Here is a 21,014-nt window from a genome sequence, read left to right on the forward strand (position 1 = left end):
GCCCGCAATCCCATCCGCGTCCATCCGCGTCCATCCGCCTACATCTGCGGTAAAAAAAAAGAACCACCGCCTCAAAAAAATAAGGTGGGCCGCAGCCCACCCTACTCAAATTATTTCGCAGTCACCAATTGTGCCGGCAGCCGCTTAAACGCCAACCTTTCATTCTCGATATCCACAAAAATGGTATCGCCGTCAGCAAAATCTCCCCGCAAAATACCCTTCGCCATTTGCGTTTCCAACTCGCGTTGAATTCCCCGCTTCAGAGGGCGCGCACCGTAAACCGGATCGTAACCAATTTCTGCTAAGAAATCGATCGCAGATTCCGACAATTTCAGAGACATTTTGCGATCGGCTAACCGTTTTTCCAAGCGCTTAACTTGCAACAGCACAATCTGCCGCAGTTCGGCCTTACTCAAACCGTGGAAGATAATCATCTCATCAATCCGGTTCAAGAATTCTGGGCGGAAAGTTCCCCGCATCGCTTCCATCACCCGACTCCGCATTTGTTCGTTATCTCCCGCCACATCTAAGATGTATTGAGAGCCGACATTCGATGTCATAATAATCACAGAATTCTTAAAGTCTACTGTGTGACCTTGAGCATCGGTAACGCGGCCGTCATCCAGAATTTGCAGCATGATGTTGAATACATCCGGGTGCGCTTTCTCGATTTCATCGAATAGAATCACGGAGTAAGGGCGGCGGCGCACAGCCTCAGTTAATTGTCCACCTTCATCGTAGCCAACGTATCCCGGAGGCGCACCAATTAACCGCGAAACCGCGTGTTTCTCCATGTATTCCGACATATCAATTCGCACGATCGCTTCTTCCGTGTCGAACAGATAAGCCGCTAATGCTTTGGCTAACTCGGTTTTGCCAACACCCGTGGGGCCGAGGAAGATAAAACTCGCAACCGGACGATTTGGATCTGCTAAACCTGCGCGCGATCGTTGAATTGCATCTGCAACCGCCGTCACTGCTTCATCCTGTCCAATTACCCGCTTGTGCAGTTCATCTTCCAAGTGCAGAAGTTTCTGCATTTCCGATTCAACCAACTTGCTAATCGGAATTCCCGTCCACTTGGAAATAATCTCCGCAATGTCACCTTCCGTGACTTCTTCCCGCAGCAAAGTTTTACCTGTGGTTTGAGTTGCTGAAAGTTGAGATTCAGCTTCTTGCAGTTGTTTTTGTAATTCCGTTAACTTGCTATATTTCAACTCAGCAGCACGGTTCAGGTCATATTTTAATTCAGCTTGCTGAATTTCAATATTCACCTTATCAATCTGTTCTTTAATCTTTTGAATGCTGCCGATGACACCTTTTTCCGATTGCCACTGGGCATTCAAAGCGCTTTGCTGTTCCTTGAGGTTGGCTAAGTCTTTTTCCAGTCTTTCCAAGCGTTCTATCGAAGCCGCATTGCTTTCTTTTTGCAGCGACAGTCTTTCCATTTCTAGCTGCAAAATCCGGCGATCGATTTCATCTAGTTCTTCCGGCTTGGAGGTAATCTCCATTTTGAGTTTAGCTGCTGCTTCGTCCACTAAATCAATGGCTTTGTCTGGCAGGAAGCGATCGCTAATATATCGAGTAGACAAAGTAGCGGCCGCCACTAGGGCGCTGTCGGAAATTTTAACGCCGTGGTGAACTTCGTAGCGTTCTTTCAAGCCCCGCAAAATCGAGACAGTATCTTCAACTGTTGGTTGGTCAACATAAACTTGTTGAAAACGACGTTCTAGTGCCGCATCTTTTTCGAGGTACTTGCGGTATTCGTCGAGAGTGGTAGCGCCGATACAGCGCAATTCTCCCCTCGCTAACATGGGTTTAAGTAAGTTGCCGGCATCCATCGATCCTTGAGTTGCACCGGCCCCGACAACGGTGTGAATTTCATCGATAAATAAGATGACTTTGCCGTTGCTGTCCATCACTTCTTTGAGCACCGCTTTCAAGCGTTCTTCAAATTCTCCCCGGAATTTTGCACCAGCAATTAACGCGCCCATATCTAGGCTAATTAATTGTCTGTCTTTGAGAGATTGCGGCACATCTCCGGTGATAATTCGCTGGGCTAGTCCTTCGGCGATCGCAGTTTTGCCGACTCCCGGTTCCCCAATCAATACCGGGTTATTCTTGGTACGACGGCTCAAAATTTGAATCGTGCGGCGGATTTCGTCATCCCGTCCGATTACCGGATCGAGTTTGCCTTGACGCGCAGCTTCAGTCAAATCTCGGCCGTATTTTTCCAGCGCTTCGTATTTGCCTTCTGGATTTTGATCGGTCACTTTGTTCTTCCCTCGGACTTGGGTAATGATATCTTTGAGCTTGGCTTCATCTAGTTTAAATTCTTGTAGTAAATTTTTGCCAAAGCGATCGTCCTTAACGTAACCTAGTATCAAATGCTCGATCGAAATAAATTCATCGCCGTAGTCTTTGCGATAAGTTTCGGCGCGATCGAGCAAAGTGTCGAGAGAACGACCTAGATAAACGTTGCCGCCGCTTCCAGTGATTTTGGGCTGACGACTGATAAACTCATCAGTGCGATCGCGCAATTTTGCTACAGAAACTCCCGCTTTGTTAAACAAGCTGCTAGCAAGTCCCGATTCTTGTTCCAGCAAAGCTTTCATCAAGTGTTCGCTTTCTAGCTGCTGCTGCTGGGCTGCTTTGACGATTTCGGGGGTGCGGGCGAGGGCTTCCCAGGCTTTTTCGGTAAATTGGTTTGGATTATTCGGTTGCATAAATTTTAATTCCCTGCATTAAAAATGATGATTGCTGTAGAGGCAATTGCTTAATTCCCCGTACAATTGTCATTGTAGGCAGTTGCGGAGGGGGGGGCGGATCGGTGTTCCCCTATCTTGAGATAGGTATTTCCGTCCTGTGTAGCAGTCTCTCGCAAGGAAAAGCAAACTGTCGCCCCTAAAAGTTGGACTCTTGGATAAGAGCAACTCTCACATTAAAAATGCTTTCTAGTGCCACTTGAAAAAACGGCACCTTCTTAAACAGTCTCCTGCTGCGGAAAATGGAGAAACACTCATGTAAATAGGAGAGAGGACTTGAGAAGCGCCACAGTCCTATAGCTAAACCCAAAGCGTTATTGTTTTACTCATCAATAACAGCCGCTATAACTCTCACACATGGAAAATATAGCTATGAAAATTTTACCTTTAATTTCGTTAGGTATTATAGCAAGTGCCGCGATCGCACTAGCCCCTGAAGCTTTGGCAAGTACCTGGCGTGCCGCACACCGGATGTCGGGTTTTTCCGCCGACAGCAATTACTACTTGTATCTAGAAAGTTCCAGAGATACAGGAGCGGGAATTCCCAAAGCAAAATTGCAAATTGTCCAAGTTGCTGCAAATTCCTGCATCAAAAATGGGTGTATCCAAACTAAATATGGCGAGCCAGACTCCAATAAAAGCACTAAAATTGCCGAAGATGACTTGCTGAAAAAAAGTTGGAATAGCAGGCAAAGTTTGAAGTTAACTCCTCCTCAAGCTGGAACTAAACTGAACATTATTTCTCGTACTCCCGGAGCCAATGGAAGCGAGACAGTTGCCGTCCAAGTCAATAGAGCAAAGCCTTTACAGATTCGCCTGGAACAGCGGCAAAAAAATGCTTCTGCTGGCAAAGAAAGCGCGGCCATGCGTCTTGTAATTAATCATAACGGTCGGCAGCGTGTCCTCGGAACGCTGAACAATTTTCAAGATTGGGTGTTCTCTTATTCAATCCGAGAAGTTCGTTTGTCTCCGAATCGGCGCAATGTCGTTGTGCTGCTGGACAAGACAGAACGCACTTTTGAAGGAGTCTTGAAAACTACTGTTGTACAAGGCTTTCTTCTTTAGGCTTGCTATATTCCCAGGTTAAAACCTGGGAATTATCAAAACTTACGCAGAACTCCCATATGTTAGGTGCACACGGCGCACCTACAGATAGAGTCTGTGCGTTAGTCCGGGTCTGGTTGTTAATTATTCTTTATTGTGATAATTGATATCAAATCCGCGTTTCCTCGTCGGGCGTAAAGTCGAAGCAAGCTGCGAACAAATAATTCGCGCAATTTTCATTTTTTTGACTCACAGTCAACAGTCAACAGTCAACAATATTTCAAAAACTGTTCGATTACACGCTCCAACGACGGTAAAAGGGGCGGCGGAGGCTCGCACAAGACAGATTGGCGGGGTTGTTGCGGATCACAGAGACTGTTTCTCGATCGGCAACAACCATTTTTGGGCTTCTCAGAAAAATTTAAGTTGGCTCAATTCGCTGTTGCTTTCTTGTGAATTAGCGGTAAAAGTAGGTTACAAAACTGCAATAAAAGTCCCTATCAATGCCAAGGATTGTTTGCCCATTTTAATCATGTTCCCTGAGTAAAAGTGATTTCACAAATGACCACTTTACTATCTCTAGACCGAGATGAAATCTTCAGAACCAATGAAATTGGGAGCAACACCTATCAAAGAAGCTAAAACTTCACCGCTGCTGGCTACTGTAATTAATGTGCCGTCAGTTCCCGGCGAAATTAATAGCTGTCCGAAGGTCAAACCATTGATTAATTGCACGGTATCTTGAGACTTGGCGAAATCAACGATCGTATCAACTCCCAATCCGACACCTAAAACAAAAACATCGTTGCCCCCACCGCCGACTAGAATATCGTTTCCTAAACCGCCGTTGAGGGTGTCAAAACCTTTGCCACCATTCAGGACATCGCTGCCGTCGCCCCCGACAAGCATATCGTTGCCTCGTAAACCCATAAGTACGTCATTCCCTTCCACACCGTTGATGATGTCGTTGCCGCTGGTGCCAAACAGGATGTCGTTGTCGGGACTGCCGTTGATGCTGTTATCAGGAGGGTTATTGCCTGGAGTGCTACCGGTGTCAGAAACAAAGACATCGAGGCGGCTATTGAAAGTAAAGTTAGTATCCCCCGGTACGAGGTTACTAGCCTCAGATGAAAACGCTACTTTCTGCCCATCTGCAGAGATGGAGGACTCGAAGGACCCGTTGTTCCCCTGATTGCCTGCTGAGTCAACAGAGACGCGGGTGGTGGTATTCGTCAACAAATCCCGTACGAAGATATCGTGGCTATTGTTACTATCCCCCGGCACGAGGTTGGAGGCATTAGAAGAAAACGCCACAAACCTCCCGTTGGCTGAGACGGAGGGGCTGAAGACGGAGGAATCGTTCGCCTGATTGCCGGCTGAGTCAACAGAGACGCGGGTGGTGGTATTGGCTAGCGTGTCCCGCACGAAGATGTCGTGTCTATTGTTAGTATCCCCCGGCACGAGGTTGGTGGCATTAGAAGAAAATGCCACCAACCGCCCGTCGGCTGAGATGGAGGGTTCGCCGAACCCATTATTCCCCTGATTACCTGCTGAGCCAACAGAAACGCGGGTGGTGGTATTCGTCAACAAATCCCGCACGAAGATGTCAGGGTTATCGTTAGTATCCCCCGGCACGAGGTTTGTGGCATCAGACCTAAATGCCACAAACCGCCCGTTGGCTGAGATGGAGGGTTCGCCGGAATACTTGTTTCCCTGATTGCCGGCTGAGTCAACAGAGACGCGGGTGGTGGTATTGGCTAGCGTGTCCCGCACGAAGATGTCAGGGTTATCGTTAGTATCCCCCGGCACGAGGTTGGTGGCAAAAGAGGAAAATGCCACAAACCGCCCGTCGGCTGAGATGGAGGCGGTGGAGGAGCTACTGTTCGCCTGATTGCCTGCTGAGTCTACAGAGACGCGAGTGGTGGTATTGGTGAGCGTGTCCCGCACGAAGATGTCGCCGCTATTGTTAGTGTCCCCCGGCACGAGGTTGGTGGCATTAGACCAAAATGTCACAAACCGCCCGTTGGCTGAGATGGAGGGTTCGGTGGAAAGGTTGTTCCCCTGATTGCCGGCTGAGTCAACTGAGACACGGGTGGTGGTATTGGCTAGCGTGTCGCGCACAAAGACATCACTACTAGCGTTAGTGTCCCCCGGCACGAGGTTGGATGCTGGAGATCCAAACACCACAAACCGCCCGTCGGACGAAATAGAAGGATAGGAGGATACCGATGGACCTTGATTGGCCTGATTGCCTGCTGAGTCAACTGAGACGCGAGTAATATTCATAAACCCTCATCTTTCAATAGTCCGAACTGTTTTTATTTCGTAGTCTGAAACCCTCGATTTTCCGTTGGTAGCTCGATCGCCTTGGAGCCTTTAAACCCTTATTCTACGGCTGGTAATCAAAAACTGTCCGAAGTATTAATATTTAAGAGTAGAACTTTGGAGATGGGTTTTGCGATCGCACGGCAATTGGCGCTATTTACACTTTCTGCCCGAACCGACGAAAGCGGTTGCTATATCAATACATTTTAAAATTTCCCTCTTCCTTCCTCCCTCTTTCTTTTTCGTTGAATATCTGCCTCCTGACTATTGACGAATGCTCAATAATTAATCCGTGTATCCGTGTCAAAATCCATATTTTGCCTGACCGAAAGCATCCAGGATACAAGCCCTCGGATTCATACGTCCAGAAATAAAAAACCTGTATCCCATAAACAAGCCCCCGAATTTATCCGTGGGCTCAATGCTTCAATTCTAAAATCTAAAATCTAAAATCTAAAATCTAAAATCGATTGACTTCATCCTTGCATCACAACCCGTTCCGGGAGACTGACAATAAAAGTTGAACCTTTACCGTCCTCGCTTTCAACGCTAATTTCGCCACCGAGAATTTGACACAAACGCTGGCTAATTGTCAATCCCAAACCTGTGCCTCCATACTTGCGGGTAGTCGAAGCATCAGCTTGGGTAAAAGGTTTAAATATCTGCTCTAATTGCTCGTTTGTCATTCCAATGCCCGTATCGCTAACTCGAAACATTAAAACTTGAGAAGTGTAGTTTGAACCCGATTGAATATCATTATTTTTATTTGGTTTCGTCGGTCTAGATTTTTCAATTTTAATTCTTTCGACGCCGATAGTAATGACGCCTTTTTCGGTAAATTTGGCAGCATTGCTGAGCAAATTAAGGAGAATCTGTCGCACTTTCGGTTGATCGGCGTACATTGTGCCGAGTTCGCCTTTTGTTTTCAGTGCTAAAGCATTGCCTTTTTTTTCTACTAGCGGTTGAGCCGTAGTCATCACTTCTTCAATCATGGTCGCCACGTCGAAGTTTTCCAAATAAAGGGTGACGTGACCGGCTTCTATTTTGGAAATATCGAGGATGTCGCTAATCATATCCAGCAGGTGTTTGCCTGCGGTTTGAATTTTTTCTAAGTCCGGGAGAAAGTCTTCTGAACCAGAATCTTGAGCATCTTCTTGCAGCATTTCGCTGTAGTTAATGATGGCGTTGAGGGGGGTGCGTAGTTCGTGGCTCATGTTGGCGAGAAATGCACTTTTTGAGCGGTTTGCAGCTTCGGCAGCTACTTTTGCTTCGTGCAATTCTTCTGTGTATTCTGCTACTCTTTGGATCAGTTCGTTGAGGGAAATTGCTAGCATTCCCACTTCGTCGGAAGTAGTGACGGGTACTTGCAGGTCAAAGTTAGATTCTTCTGTCACTCGCTGAGCAATGAGGGTGGTGGCTTCTAGGGAGCGAGCGATCGCCCCGCTGGTGTATGCTGCTAGAATTGCTGCGATCGCACCTGATATCAAGAGAGAGCCAACGAGAATGAGAGTTCCGAGTTTTTCGGCATTTTCGTAGGTTCTCAATGCCTCGTCTGCTTTCTCGCGAAAGTTGATGGCCAGTTCGGCTGAATCCTCGGAAAACTGTTTGAGTTTCAAAGCAGTTCCCCCCGCCACAAAATTGTTCAAGTTCCTGCCGAAAGCCTGCTGCTGTTGCGGATTCAAAGCAGATAATTTCGCAGTAGCCAACAATTTTTGTACTTGTTGAAAGTATGATTCTACGGTTTTGCCGTTGACTTGAGCGAACTGTTGAAGCTGTTGGTAGTCTTTGGCAATATCGGCATTCTTCGTCGGCGGTAGGGTTTGCAGTTGTTCGAGGATGCCGCTCATCTGAGCAACGCGAGTCAGGAATTCCGATCGTTCGCGATCGAAAATTTGCGGTTTGGTCGTCAGACTCGCGAGCTCTTGCTGCTGAATTCTGACTTCCTGCACCGTGTGATTGAGGTTTGTTAAGATTTCCGCTTTGTCTCGGTCGATCGCTAGTTTTTCTCTAACTTGCTGTTTGTGATAGGATTCTACTCCCCGTCCCGCCACAGCACCCAAAACGGCAATACCAATGACCAAGGCGTATCCGCAGCCGATTTTCTGCCTGATGCCCAAGCGGCCCAACAGACTTTTCAACCCTATTTGAGGACGGTTCTGCAGTTGATTTTTCAAAGCTAAGGTTAAAGACATGGGCAATGTACTCGTCACCTTTGAGAGGCACCATCTATATTCTAATTGATGCCTGCATGAGGGTAAATAAAGTTCTGGCTTCAAGCCAGCTTTCGGCACTTATGGGGTCTTTGCAGGGTTCCACAGCTCGATCTGCTTGACAGTTTGGAGGAGTTATGCGTAACAAAATATAGCAGAAGGAAGAAGGCTCTTCGGCTGCCTTCGGCTACATTCCCTTCGGCAATGCGATCGGGCAAGTCGCGGTTCCTGAGCCAAGTCGAAGGGCAGGGCAAGTCGCTCAGAGTAAAAAAAGCAAGAAGTAAGAACCAGTCAATCGATTTTAGATTTTAGATTTTAGATTTTAGATTTTAGATTGAAGCCTTGACCCCACGGATGAATCCGGGGGCTTGTATCCTGGATGCTTTCGGTCAAAGCCATGGTTTCAGATAATTGAAGTCATTAATAACCTACTCACCGTCAGGCATGGTTGCGATATAAGTCGCGAGTTATAAGTTGCAAGTTATGAGTTAGATTTCTAATTAAAAACTCTACTCTACTCGCAACCCACAACTCTATCGCTGTTCCCCTACTGGCAAAGTCGAAATTGTGCTATCTCAGCAGGAATTCTTGAAGCATTAGGTACGCTAGCAGAGGCAGGAACGAAGATTCCCAGGCCGTAACTGCAACCCTCTGCCGTCGTGCATTCCCCAGGCTTAGCAGTGATTTGATATTCGCCTTGGGAGGGGGGAGTAAAAGAGATTGACGCCAATTCGCCTGTTTTTTGACTCACAGCGACTTCCTGACCGCTTGCATCCTTGAGAGATAAGTTTAAATCCTGGCAATTTCCGTCGCAAGTGGCAACAAAAACATACTCCACATTAGGATGCAGCGTTGCTCTAAAAGGAGATGAAACTTGCTTGCGAACTTGGCCCAGCAACGGCACAAATACTAATTTTTGGCCGTTGCTTTTCCGCTGGTCAACTTCTGTTTTCAAGCGACAAATAACCGTTTTTTCGTTTTCGGTCAGTCCTTGAGCAATAGCATTTCCTACGATTGTAGTACCGAGGAGCAGGGCCATGCCGGAAATAACCAGATGTTTGATATTCATTGATGTCCGGTAAAGTTAATTTTGGGTGATTGCAATAGACCGCTTTTGTCAGCAGTCTATTAGTTTATCTGGAGCCTATCACATTTGTTGACTTTTCCGAAAAAACAGATCGGATCAAAGTGCGATCGAAATTAGGGCGATCGGCATCGGTATCTAGAAACCCGCTTTCTGGGTCGATGCGGAGCAGCTAAACCTAAGATTTCTAGTATAGACGGGGTTTAACAAAACCGGAGTGAGTCCAAGACTGTAAATGTCTGATAGAGGTTCCCAGATTCCACCCCAACAACATAATCCTGTCCCTGTCAATATACAAATCGGTTGAAACTTGTGGCAATACTAGACTAACAAAACTCCGAAGGCAAGAGTTAGCTCGTACTCCTACCATTTTCCTTCTTTTTACCCGATCGCGAAGTCGAAGGGCTTTCTTCCCATCATTTATCACTGTTCCGAAATTTCCACGCGGGCACAAACTTAGAATCTCCCCAAACGCCGCGGCGATTTTTCTTAGCTTCGGCTTCCGCTTGTTCCAAAATACTTGCACTCGGACAGTTTTTCAAGTAAGGACGGTAAACCATTGCTAATCCTTCGCGGGTCAAAACTTCTTGGGCAAATGTACCATTTGGCAAGCGAACTTCGCTAACTTTGCGGCCGTAGCGGTCAGTATCCGTGACGGTCAAAACAACGCGACCGCCCCCTTGTTTAACTAGCTGCTGCATTCTTTGGTGCGCTAGATTTCCCCACTTAAATTGATTTTTTTTTGCTGCTGCTTTGCTATTTTTCTCAGCATTGGTGTGCGCGACTTCCGGTGCATCTACACAGGCAAAACGCACTTTGATATCTTTACCAGCGCTATCGCTGGCGACAAGGGTGTCGCCGTCGCTAACTCGCTTGACAGCATAGTTGTTGGGCGCTAACTTTTGTGGACACCCGAATAGTAGCAATAGCAGAGCAACTGCACTCAAGCTTTTTATTTTTGGGAAAATGGCGATTGTAGTTTGGCTCATCGTTCTGTCTGTCTATTAGTTTACATTTATGTGGTGAGTTTAATTAACCGATCGCACATCCCACTTTCAGCCTTTCCCTAACGCCAAGCGTGAAAAACCATCCGGGCGCACGTACCGCTAGCCTGCGAAGTATTAACAACCTTAATGTCGCGGAATCCTGCACTTTCCAGCATCCCTTTCACTGCTAAAGCATTTGGCCCGAACCAATTCGTCGGGTCATTATTCAGTTCGCGGCCAGAGTAAAACGCCGCTGCCGGTCTTGGACAATCGAGCATATCAACGTGAGTTTCTAATATTAACTGTTTGCCGGTGACACTGAAAACTCGATCGAGGGCCAGCAGGGGATGCCTCATATGGTAAAGCACTCCCAAAAACAAAACCAAATCAAAAACCCCTACTTTCTCCGGCGAAAGTTCGAGCACGTCTATCTCCATATCTTCAACTTGAGACTTGAGCACTCTGCGGGCCAGTTCAAATCCTCCTTTGCCAACATCGGGGGATTGCCAAACAAAAGAATCAGTCGCCAAAACACGCTTAGCGCCGCGCTTTTCGGCTGCAAAAGAGTAGAATCCATCCCAAGCACCAACATCTAAAACAGTCATTCCTGCTAAACTTTCGGGAAGTCCAATTTTTTCTTCGGTTTCGGGAGAAGAGGTTTTACCGCCGCCCGGAGTGATGACTCCGCAACCGAGGTCAATGCAGTGATGCCAAGTGGGAATTTTTGCTACTTCTGCTTTTAGCAACAATCTTTCGATATCTTGTAGAGAAACAATCTCCGCAGGTGCAGCTTGCGGGCTTGGCAATTGCTGAGTTTTGGCACATAGCGTGTCAAAATCTTGGCGGTAGACGGCTAATTCTTCAACCAAGCTTTCGGATAAAGGAGTGCCGCTGTCTTGCAGTTTTTGAGCTGCTTGAGAAAAGCGCAAGTTTAAATCGGCGGCGCGTTTTTTTACATCGTTTAACTGCTGCCACAAAGTTTGTGTTTCTGCGGTCATCATCTGGTTTTTTCTCCCAAAAGTGCGGTTGCTGGTGTTTATTTAGTTTCCATCCAATTTTGCCCAGCGTGGATGTCAACTATCAGGGGTACGCTAAGAAGTGGCAGAGCATTTTCCATCGCCATTCTAATTTTCGGCTGCAATTCTTCCCATTCATCGGGAGGTACTTCAAATATTAATTCGTCGTGAACTTGCAGCAGTAGCCGCGCCTGATAGTTTTGCAATATTTTGTGTACATCAATCATGGCAAGTTTAATGATATCAGCACTGGAACCTTGAATGGGAGCGTTGGCTGCCGCCCGCAAAGATTGGGCGTCATCTCTGCTGAGAGATTTAAGTTCGTTTGAGCGAATGTCTTCGGGATTGCTGCCTTGTAAGCGGCGGAGGCTGCCATTTTTGTCGAAGTTTAGATAGCGGCGGCGGCCTAGAATTGTGGTAACATAGCCGAGGGCGATCGCCTCTTTTTTTACTTTCTCCAAAAATTCAAATATTTTACTATAACGATCGTTAAATCGCTTAATAAACTCTTTGCCGTCTGCTGCGCTTTTACCCATCGATTTGCCAAACTTAATCGCCCCCATACCGTAAACTACCCCAAAATTAATCGTCTTGCCAAACCTGCGCTCGTCGGGAGTTATTTCTTCCTTTTCAAACAACAGTTGAGCGGTTACGGTATGCACATCTCGGTTATTTTGATAAGCTTCAATTAACACAGGTTCTTGACTCAAATGAGCCAAAATTCGCAGTTCGATTTGAGAATAGTCAGCCGACACCATCAGCCAACCTGCTTCTGGTAAAAAAGCCTTGCGAATTTGCCGTGAAAACTCGGTGCGGATGGGAATATTTTGTAAATTTGGATTAGAAGAAGAAAGCCTTCCCGTACCAGTTGCCGCTTGGTTGAAATCTGTATGCACTCGCCCAGTATCCTTACGCACTAACTGAGGCAAAGCATCGACATAAGTTGATTTCAACTTGGATAATGTTCGGTGTTCTAATAAATCGTCTACAATCGGGTGGTCTCCTTGCAATTTATCCAAAACAGCCGCGTCTGTAGAGTATCCCGTCTTAGTTTTGCGAGACTTTTTCTGAAACTCATCCGGGATTTTTTCTAACAAGATTTCGCTGAGTTGTTTCGGGGAACCTAAATTAAACTTTCTTCCCGCTGCGGCATAAGTTTTTTCTTCTATTTCTGTTAAGCTCTTTTCTAGCTGTTGCGATAGTTCTTGCAGATATGCTGAATCAATGCGAATTCCGCAGTATTCCATTTCTGCTAAAACTGGTTCTAGGGGCTGTTCTACTTCCAGCAATAACCCCTCCAAAGTTTTTCCGCGAAAGCTAGATTCATCAGCTTCCTTCAATTTGGCTTTAAGTTCCTTAACTAAGTGAAATGTAGTGTAAACATCCATGCCGCAGTAGTCGGCTACTTCTCGAATGCTGATGTCAGCAATTGTTTTGTTTTTTGGTACTAATTGATTATAATTTTTGGGATTAGTGCGTAAGTATTCCCTTAACGATTCGCTGACACTGTGATTGTCTTCTGACTCGACTAAGTATTTCTTGGACAATTCGCTGAGGCTGTGGCTGGTTTCGGGATTGAGTACATAACTGGCTAGCATGGTGTCGAAGACGACTCCTGCTAGTTTGATTCCCTGACAGCGCAGGATCGATCGATCGAACTTAGCATTTTGCAGCGCTTTGGGATAATTCTCGCTTTCCAAAATCGGACGCAAAGCATTTAAAACTGTGGCTTTGTCCAAGTTTGTGCCCGTTTTGTGTCCCGTGGGAATGTAAGCGAGATCCTCTTCGCCGGTTCCCCAACAGCAGCCAATTCCGACTAATTCGGCGTCTCGCGGTTCGATGGCGGTGGTTTCGGTATCCCACGCCACGGGTGAGGCTTTGTCGATGAAGGTTTGCAGCAGTTCGACTAATTCATTTAACTGTTCGGTTGTTTGAATTATTCGGGGTTTAATTGGCAGTTTGTTTTCCTGCTGGGCGGCTAGGGTTTCTGCCAAACTGTAGAAAGCTGATGCTTCATCTTCGTCGGCAACAGGCAAGATGCCTGTTCCACTGTCTGTTGAATTGGTTGTGGGGTGGGCATCTTGCCCGCCCTTTGCAACAGGCAAGATGCCTGTTCCACTGTCGGCAACAGGCAAGATGCCTGTTCCACTCTCCATTGAATTGATTGTGGGGTGGGCATCTTGCCCGCCCTTCGCCAATGGTTCTTCTACACCACCAAAACGCTTTTGAATTTGTTTAACTTTGCTTAAAAATGTCTTAAATTCCAACTTTTCCAGCATGGGAATCAAGGCTGATTCGTCAAAACCTATAAGCTTGCAATCTTCTAAATTGATTTCTAATGGCACGTCTTGGACAATTGTCGCCATGCGTTGAGAATGATAAGCCGCTTCTTTGCCTTCTTCTAGCTTTTTCTTAGTTGCTCCTTTAATCTCATCGATGGCGGCATAAATTCCCTCAAGGGAATTGTAAGCTTCCAGCAATTGCAGGGCGGTTTTGTCGCCGATGCCTTTGACTCCGGGGATGTTATCGGATTTGTCGCCGCACAAAGCTTTGTAATCTACTACTTGTTCTGGCAAAATGCCGAGTTTTTCTTTGACTGCTTCCGGGCCGTATTCTTGGGATTTGCCTTTGCCCGATCGCCTGAGTTCATCGGTACTCAAATATAATACGCTGATTTGTTTTTCGGTTTCTACTAATTGAAACAAATCTCGATCGCCCGTGAGGATTTTGACCTGATAACCGGCGGCGCTGGCTTTGTTTGCCAAAGTTCCCAAAACATCGTCGGCCTCGTAGCCGGGAGCAGTTATGGCGGGTAAATTCAAATAGCTGAGGAGTTCTTGCAGGTTTTTGATATCGGGAATAAAATCTTCGGGAGTTTCCGCACGACCGGCTTTGTAAGTTTCGTCTGCTTCGTGGCGAAATGTGGGTGTGGCGAGGTCAAAGGCGATCGCCATGTACTGGGGGTCGTGGGCCGCCATAACTTCCAGCAGCGACTTGAGAAAGCCAAAACAGACGCTGGTGGGAATGCCTGTCGTAGTTCGCAAGCCTCCGTCTCGACTTTTGGCGAAGGCGAAGTAGGAGCGAAAGGCCAGGGAGTGACCGTCAACTAAGATGAAGATGGGAGCTTGATTTGCCGACACAGACACAAATACTGATCGCACGAAAGGATTTTCTCATTGTACTCAGTTGTCCGCCTGCATCGATCGACCGGAAGGATGACCAAGAATTTCAAAGGTGGTACCCGCCACGTGATTTATCCGTGGAATCAATCCAAAATCTAAAATCTAAAATCTAAAATCCTCAAGCCCCCGAATTTATCCGTGGCGTCAATCCAAAATCTAAAATCTAAAATCTAAAATCGAATGACCCGCAGACTTGAGGACGCTTGACACTCGATCGGATCTCGGCTTACTGTGCAGCTTGGCTGAGAATAGTACAAGATGTTAAGTACGATTCCCTACGGGATAGCTTCGCTTCACGCGAATTTACAAACACCTGCCCCAAGCCTATGGCTGACATTAATCGATGCTACGAAATCCTCGAAATTGAGCCGGGAAGTTCCCTAGAAGAAATTAAGCGTGCTTACAGGGATTTAGCGTTTGTGTGGCATCCCGATCGGTTTGCCCACAACGATCGCCTGCAACAAAAAGCTCAACAACGATTAACAGAAATTAATGAAGCTTACCAGCAGTTGGTGTTGTTTCTGAGTCAGCCTGAATCATCGAGGTCGATCGAACAACAGTTTCAGCAGCCACCGCCCCCTGCGCCGGAAAAGCCGCTGAGAAGGCGTTCTGGAAAATCAGCAGCCAGGCCTGGTTCCCAGCGCCGTCAAACCCGCCCAAAAGCTGCCTCCAAAAAATTTCTCACTCAAAAAAACTCTTCAAGCAAGAAACGATTTACCACTGACAATCGTCAAGCGTGGCGGGGCACAAAGCAACCAGGGCGAAGCGTTGCGAGGCAAGCACGGCCATCTCAAAACTATCGAAAGCTTATCTCGAAAAAGAAAAAAGAATTTTCAACTCAATACTCAAAACCGCGAAGCGCGCCGAGGGAAGTACGGCCATCTCAACACTATTCAAGCTTCCCTTGGTGGCCGCTGGCAATCGCCGTGGCGAGTTACGCTTTGACCGGTTGGATTTTGACGGTATCAGTATCAGACGCCCCGCTGTGGATGTGGGCTTTAATCTGCGGTGCAGATTGGCTGTGGGCCGCGATTTTGCTGGCGGAGGGTTCGGCAACGCCTAGAGTGTGGCTGGCAGCGTTAGTTTTGGCTGGGGCCGTAGGGGGATCGATCGCCGGTTTTCAGGCGGGAGGAAAGGAAACAGGGGCTGCTTGGGCGGCAGTTGGGGCTGGTTTGGGGGCGATCGCCAGTTCCGAGGCTGAGTCGCGGGCTGTGGCTGCTGTTTTGGCTGTAGGGGGAGTGGTGACAGTGGTGGGATTGATGGCTGGAACGGATTCGGGGAATTGGGTTAAGGCGTTGGTGACGGCGGTGTGTTGGGCGATTGTTGGCTTGACGTGCGGGCTGGCGACGGAACTAGGCGTGAATTCTGGCGGCCCCGTGGGGCTCTCTGGTGCGATCGGGCTGGGGATTGGGGCGTGGGCGGGGGTTTTGGCTGGGGCGGGTTCGGGGGCGATCGTCGAAGCCTTGGCTATCGCCGGGTCTAAGACTGTTTATGGGGCTTGGGCTGCGATCGGCATTATTGCTGGAGTTGTGGCGCGGATGGTAGCTGCAGAAAGGTTGAGCCACAACGGCAGCGGGCTTTACACGGTTATCCTGTTGGTGGCTACTTCGGGTTTCGGGCTGTGGCTGGGAAGTTGGTTGGGCGATCGTATCTTTTGAATTAGTCAGTTGTCAGTTGTCAGTTGTCAACACTCAACACTCAACAATTCCGGAGGATTGCAACCGGAATTGATCTAAATTCCAGCACTTATCGCTTTTCAGCAGCGCTTCAAACTCAGCGCTTGGCAAAGCATGACTGAAAAGATAGCCTTGAATTTCGTCACATTCGTACTCGCACAAAAAATCAAGTTCCTGCTCATTTTCTACCCCCTCAGCCACCACCGTCATGTTCATGCAGTGTGCCATTTGAATAATCGCTATTGTTATCGCTGCATTTTGGCGATCGTCTGCAATGTTGCGAATAAAACTCTTGTCTATTTTTATCGCATCAAACGGAAAGCGTTTCGGATAACTCAAAGAAGAATATCCAGTCCCAAAATCATCAATTGCTATCCTAATACCCTGATCTTTCCACATCGTAAAAGCTTTAGCTGCTGCAATTTCGTCTTGCAAAACCAGACTTTCCGTCAATTCTAATTCCAAACACTTGGGATCAAGACCAGTTTCTGTTAATATCTCCCTGACTCTTTCCGTGAAATTTTTGCGCTCGAATTGACGGGATGACACGTTAACTGCCACTCGCAGGGGCGGCAAACCTGCTCTTTGCCATGTTTTAGTTTGCCTGCAAGCAGTCTCTAATACCCATTCACCCAACGGCGCAATCAAGCCAATTTCTTCAGCCATCGGAATAAATTCCCCCGGAGAAACTCGCCCCCGTTCTGGATGATTCCAGCGCACCAAAGCTTCAGCACCAATAATTTTACCTGTTTTGATTTCTATTTGCGGCTGATAGTATACTTCAAATTCTGAGCTTTTTAAAGCCTGGCGCAGTGAAGTTTCTTGAAGAAGTGTATTGATAAAAAAATTAGCATTTTTTGCCGTATAAAAATGATAAGTATTGCCGCCTTTCTGCTGAGATTGATACATTGCTATATAAGCATTTTTCAGCATTTCATCTCCGTCGGTGCCGTCACCGGGATACAAGCAGATCCCCATACTAGCAGTGACAGAAACTTCGTAATCTTTGACAATCATACCTTGGGATACAATATCTAAAATGCTTTGAGCAATCTTAGCCACATCCTGTTTTTCTGCAACTGGTTTGAGAATCAGCGCGAATTCGGCTGCTTCCAAACGAGCAACAATATTAATATTTTCCATGCAGTTAGTTAGCCGCTGGGCGATGCTGCAAAGCACCGAGTCCCCGATATCGTGTCCCCAGGTACTGTTAATGCGGTTGATTTTATCTAAGCTAAGCGTGACAACTGGAACGACTCCTGACAATTCTTTTTGACCATCTAATTCTCGACTTAACTTTTCTCGCAAAAATGAACGGTTCGGCAGGTTTGTCAAGCTGTCATACTGATGTCGGTAGAGTGCCAGTTGAATAGTTGTGTGCAAGTTTTTTTCTTCAAATGGCTTGACAATATATCCGAACGGTTTTGTACTATTGACTCGTCGCAAAGTAGTTTCATCGGCATAAGCTGTCAGATAAACTACCGGAATTTGAAAGCGCAAGCGAATTTCTTCGGCTGCTGTAATGCCGTCGATTTCTCCTTGCAGGTTGACATCCATTAAAACTAAATCCGGGCGCAAGTTGGCTGCCGATTCAATCGCTTCTTCTCCAGAATAAACCATGCCAGTTATTCTATATCCTAGAGATATCAAACTGTCGGAAATGTCTTCCGCAATGATGCTCTCGTCTTCAACGATCAGAATTTTTTTGTTGGACACTATTTTTTCTCCTCAGAGTGCAAATTGGGTTGAGAAAAGGTTATTCTAAAAGTCGTGCCAGGAGTTTCTAACAGTTCTATTCTCCCCCGGATTTGCTTGACTAAAGACCCGACCAGTCGCAAACCCAAAGTTCGGGCTTTGCGATAATCTAAGTCTTGAGGGAAACCAATTCCGCTGTCGCTCACAGTTAGCACGCAAACTCTGTTATTATCTAAAGTGAAATCTATGTTAATTTTACCTTTAACTTGTCCTTTAAAGGCATATTTAATGGCATTTGTCACAAGCTCGTTGATAATTAACCCGCAAGGAACTGCCGTATCAATATTAAGAGAAGACGGCGCAATATTTGTTTGCAACTTAACGCCTTCTGCATGAATTTCATAAGCTTGGAATAAATTGTAGGCGAGATTTTGGATGTATTCAGCAAAGTCAATGTTTGACAAGTCTTTGGATTGATACAATTGTTCGTGAACCAGGGCCATTGATCTGACTCGGTTTTGACTTTCTTTTAACATTTCACTAACGTGGCTGTCTTGGATGTAGCGTGACTGAAGTTTGAGCAAACTGGAAATAACTTGGAGGTTGTTTTTGACACGGTGGTGAATTTCTTTGAGGAGAACTTCTTTTTCTGCGAGGGATGCTTTGATGCCATCTTCGTCGCGCTTGCGATCTGTAATATCCCGTACTACTCCTTGAATTACTTTTCGTCCGTTAATTTCCATTGCATTTAACAGCACTTCAGCGGGAAATTCTGAACCGTCGATTCGTTTGTGTACCCAGTCAAAGCGACAGCTACCTGTTTGCATTGCTGTCGATATTCTCTGTATTGCTAGACTGGATGAGTCTTGTCCACTAGGCTGAAATTGTGGGGAAAAGTCGCTCAGTTTTTTGCCGTAAAATTGTTTTGTGCTGCTACAGCCAAATATTTTTAAAGTAGCGAGGTTGCAGTCAAAAAACTCCTTTTCGTCAAGCAACATTACTGCGTCGCTGGTGGCTTCATAAAGGCTGCGAAATTTGTGTTCTGATTCTTGCAACGAGCAGATCAATTGGTTTTTGATAGCTTCCGCACGCTTGCGGTCGGTAATGTCTATTCCTACGGAAACTGCTGCGGTTCCCTGATGATATTTCTGAGCGACTATCAAATAGTTTCGGACGAAACCGTTAATTTCAATGTCTATTTCTTGACAGGTTTGCTGAGATGAACTGGCAAAAAATTTTCTGATCAGTTCTCCGAAAGTCGAGCCTTTGTCGAGAAAGTTGATTTCTTGACCGACAAAGCTTTCAGGAGACAGGTTGAATGAGGTTGCTAGGTGCTGGTTGACTCCGATATACCGCAAATCTGAACTGATCCAAGAAATCAGTCCGGGTACGGCATCCAAAACGGCGCGAAGTTGGTCTGTAGCTTCTTGGAGTGCTTCTTCCGATCGCTTGTGATCGCTAATATCTGTTGCCGTTCCGCACAAGCCTAAAATAGCGCCGTTTTCAGCTTGGTTGACGATGCTGTTGACGCGCAGGTGGACGGGAGTACCGTCTTTGCGAATGTGTACTGTTTCGTAAGGAGAATTAGCTGTTTGTGGCTGAAGTTTGGTTCTCGCTAAAAGTTGGGCAAATATTTCTCTTGGTCTACTTTCTTGATCGGAAACTAAAAAATCGGTGAAGCGGCGTCCGATCATTTCTGGCGGTTCGTAACCGTAGATGCGTTTGGCGGCGGAATTGACAAAAGTCAAGAGGCCTTCAATATCGATCGACCAAATCAATTCTTGGGAGGTTTCTACGAGGTTGCGGTACTTTTTTTCGCTTTCGGCAAGTGCTGCATTGAAGACTGCCGTCTGCTGCTGAAGTCTCTCTTCTAATTCTTGATTTGCCGTTTCCAGAGTAGCGATGGAGTGCTCGCGCTCGGTAATTTCAGTAGAAACACCAACTGCGCCGACAACTTCGCCGTTTCCATCTCGCAGGGCTGCCGATCGAATTTCGTGAATAAAATGCCTCTCTCGGATGTTCCAAGTACGATCGTTTCCTGCTAGTACCTCGGCAATATTTTCTAAGATATCTGGTTGGCTGCTGTAAACTTCAAAAATCGATCGCCCGACAGTTGCACCTGGTTTGAGTCCCAAATTTTCTAATTCTTTCCCTGCTGCAAGGGTTAACTTGCCTTCTCTGTCTGTTGCCCACAGGAAAATTGGGGCACAACTGACAGCGGTGTGAAGGGTTTCGTTGGCTTGTTTAAGCCGATCGATTTCTGCGTGAAGCAGATCCTGGGTGGTGTTTAGTTCTACCGTTAGTCGATCGGCTTTTTGCTGCCAACTGGCAGCAGTATCGCACATTTCTGCGAAATTGCGGGAACGACAGATGGATTGGTTGCAGTGTGACATGGTTACTCTAGGGCGCACTGTATATTTAACCCTAGCCTATCTTTTAAGCATAAACTTTTTAAGTCAAATATTACAATTAGCAGGAATACTCATCCGACCAAGATGCGATATATTAAAGCTACTTTAAAGGATTCAGAAATTGCGGCTAACTTAGGATTTATGGCGACGGTTCACAAATTGATAATAAGCTGAATAATGCCTGCCACTCGGTATTTTTACGGTAACAATTTGTATTAGTGAAAAAAGAATTTTCGCAATCTTCGGCTTGCACAAGAACTGGGATTGTAAATTTATTATATTTGTTTGCGTAGATTCACGCACCGAGGAAGAGGGAATCGGGAAAATTGAAATATTAAACAGTCCAGGACGCACTCTTGATATCATGTCCGGTCAATTACCAGTCATAACAGGTGTTTGTAGTTAGGAAGTCCGTCCGAGCGAGTTTTATGAGAATAGTCCTGGACGCAGGCTTGCCTTGCGAAACCGGGTTTATACGAAAAAAGATCGGGTTGAGTGATAAAAAATATAAGAATAATATCCTTTGGGTTTGCATCGGAATAATATTGTTTTAGTCGGGTATTCGCGAAAATTCAATTAATAGCCCTCAATTAAATTGCAACTTTAGGCAAGCTCCAAAC

11 protein-coding genes are annotated in these 21,014 nt (G+C 46.4%); 2 read left to right on the plus strand and 9 right to left on the minus strand.

What is annotated here, in order from left to right; genetic code table 11:
• Nucleotides 1-110: 110 nt before the first annotated feature.
• Nucleotides 111-2,726: an ATP-dependent chaperone ClpB gene (clpB, locus tag QT979_RS09550; protein WP_333309415.1), complete on the minus strand. Its 2,616-nt coding sequence runs from the start codon at nt 2,724-2,726 to the stop codon at nt 111-113.
• A 411-nt stretch (nt 2,727-3,137) separates the two neighbouring features.
• Here clpB and QT979_RS09555 point away from each other — a divergent pair, with 411 nt between their 5' ends.
• Nucleotides 3,138-3,830, plus strand: coding sequence for a DUF2259 domain-containing protein (locus QT979_RS09555; protein ID WP_333309417.1), 693 nt, complete (start codon nt 3,138-3,140; stop codon nt 3,828-3,830).
• A gap of 558 nt (nt 3,831-4,388) precedes the next feature.
• Here the strand turns inward: QT979_RS09555 and QT979_RS09560 are convergent.
• The 6 genes from QT979_RS09560 to polA form a co-directional block, all read right to left on the minus strand.
• The gene (locus tag QT979_RS09560) at nt 4,389-6,095 is read right to left on the minus strand and encodes a calcium-binding protein (protein WP_333309419.1); all 1,707 of its coding nucleotides are present in this window, start codon (nt 6,093-6,095) and stop codon (nt 4,389-4,391) included.
• A gap of 515 nt (nt 6,096-6,610) precedes the next feature.
• Nucleotides 6,611-8,326 carry an ATP-binding protein gene (locus QT979_RS09565; RefSeq protein WP_333309421.1) on the minus strand — a complete coding sequence of 572 codons (1,716 nt, stop codon included), beginning with the start codon at nt 8,324-8,326 and terminating at the stop codon, nt 6,611-6,613.
• A 565-nt stretch (nt 8,327-8,891) separates the two neighbouring features.
• Nucleotides 8,892-9,413, minus strand: coding sequence for a hypothetical protein (locus QT979_RS09570; protein ID WP_333212713.1), 522 nt, complete (start codon nt 9,411-9,413; stop codon nt 8,892-8,894).
• A 431-nt stretch (nt 9,414-9,844) separates the two neighbouring features.
• Nucleotides 9,845-10,417, minus strand: coding sequence for a thermonuclease family protein (locus tag QT979_RS09575; protein WP_333309423.1), 573 nt, complete (start codon nt 10,415-10,417; stop codon nt 9,845-9,847).
• Nucleotides 10,418-10,494: 77 nt separating this feature from the next.
• Nucleotides 10,495-11,415: a DUF1698 domain-containing protein gene (locus tag QT979_RS09580; protein ID WP_333309425.1), complete on the minus strand. Its 921-nt coding sequence runs from the start codon at nt 11,413-11,415 to the stop codon at nt 10,495-10,497.
• Nucleotides 11,416-11,450: 35 nt separating this feature from the next.
• The gene (gene polA / locus QT979_RS09585; protein WP_333309427.1) at nt 11,451-14,591 is read right to left on the minus strand and encodes a DNA polymerase I; all 3,141 of its coding nucleotides are present in this window, start codon (nt 14,589-14,591) and stop codon (nt 11,451-11,453) included.
• Nucleotides 14,592-14,938: 347 nt separating this feature from the next.
• Between polA and QT979_RS09590 the strand changes: the two genes are divergently transcribed.
• A complete protein-coding gene (locus QT979_RS09590; protein ID WP_333309429.1) occupies nt 14,939-16,270 on the plus strand; it encodes a J domain-containing protein in 1,332 nt (443 codons plus the stop codon).
• A gap of 33 nt (nt 16,271-16,303) precedes the next feature.
• On the opposite strand, the gene QT979_RS09595 is transcribed toward QT979_RS09590, so the two are convergent.
• The gene (locus QT979_RS09595; RefSeq protein WP_333309431.1) at nt 16,304-18,004 is read right to left on the minus strand and encodes an EAL domain-containing protein; all 1,701 of its coding nucleotides are present in this window, start codon (nt 18,002-18,004) and stop codon (nt 16,304-16,306) included.
• Complete coding sequence (locus QT979_RS09600) at nt 18,004-20,376, minus strand: PAS domain S-box protein (RefSeq protein ID WP_333212702.1); 2,373 nt, start codon at nt 20,374-20,376, stop codon at nt 18,004-18,006. Before QT979_RS09600 ends, QT979_RS09595 begins: the two co-directional genes overlap by 1 nt.
• Between the last annotated feature and the right edge of the window lie 638 nt (nt 20,377-21,014).

This window comes from Microcoleus sp. w2-18bC1 (genome assembly GCF_036700365.1).
Taxonomy (GTDB): Bacteria; Cyanobacteriota; Cyanobacteriia; order Cyanobacteriales; family Microcoleaceae; genus Microcoleus.

Excerpts from the sequence above, each read along its gene's own strand:
- clpB (WP_333309415.1), bottom strand. The coding sequence starts at position 2,726 with ATGCAACCGAATAATCCAAACCAATTTACCGAAAAAGCCTGGGAAGCC.
- QT979_RS09555 (WP_333309417.1), top strand. The coding sequence starts at position 3,138 with ATGAAAATTTTACCTTTAATTTCGTTAGGTATTATAGCAAGTGCCGCG.
- QT979_RS09560 (WP_333309419.1), bottom strand. The coding sequence starts at position 6,095 with ATGAATATTACTCGCGTCTCAGTTGACTCAGCAGGCAATCAGGCCAAT.
- QT979_RS09565 (WP_333309421.1), bottom strand. The coding sequence starts at position 8,326 with ATGTCTTTAACCTTAGCTTTGAAAAATCAACTGCAGAACCGTCCTCAA.
- QT979_RS09570 (WP_333212713.1), bottom strand. The coding sequence starts at position 9,413 with ATGAATATCAAACATCTGGTTATTTCCGGCATGGCCCTGCTCCTCGGT.
- QT979_RS09575 (WP_333309423.1), bottom strand. The coding sequence starts at position 10,417 with ATGAGCCAAACTACAATCGCCATTTTCCCAAAAATAAAAAGCTTGAGT.
- QT979_RS09580 (WP_333309425.1), bottom strand. The coding sequence starts at position 11,415 with ATGATGACCGCAGAAACACAAACTTTGTGGCAGCAGTTAAACGATGTA.
- QT979_RS09590 (WP_333309429.1), top strand. The coding sequence starts at position 14,939 with ATGGCTGACATTAATCGATGCTACGAAATCCTCGAAATTGAGCCGGGA.
- QT979_RS09600 (WP_333212702.1), bottom strand. The coding sequence starts at position 20,376 with ATGTCACACTGCAACCAATCCATCTGTCGTTCCCGCAATTTCGCAGAA.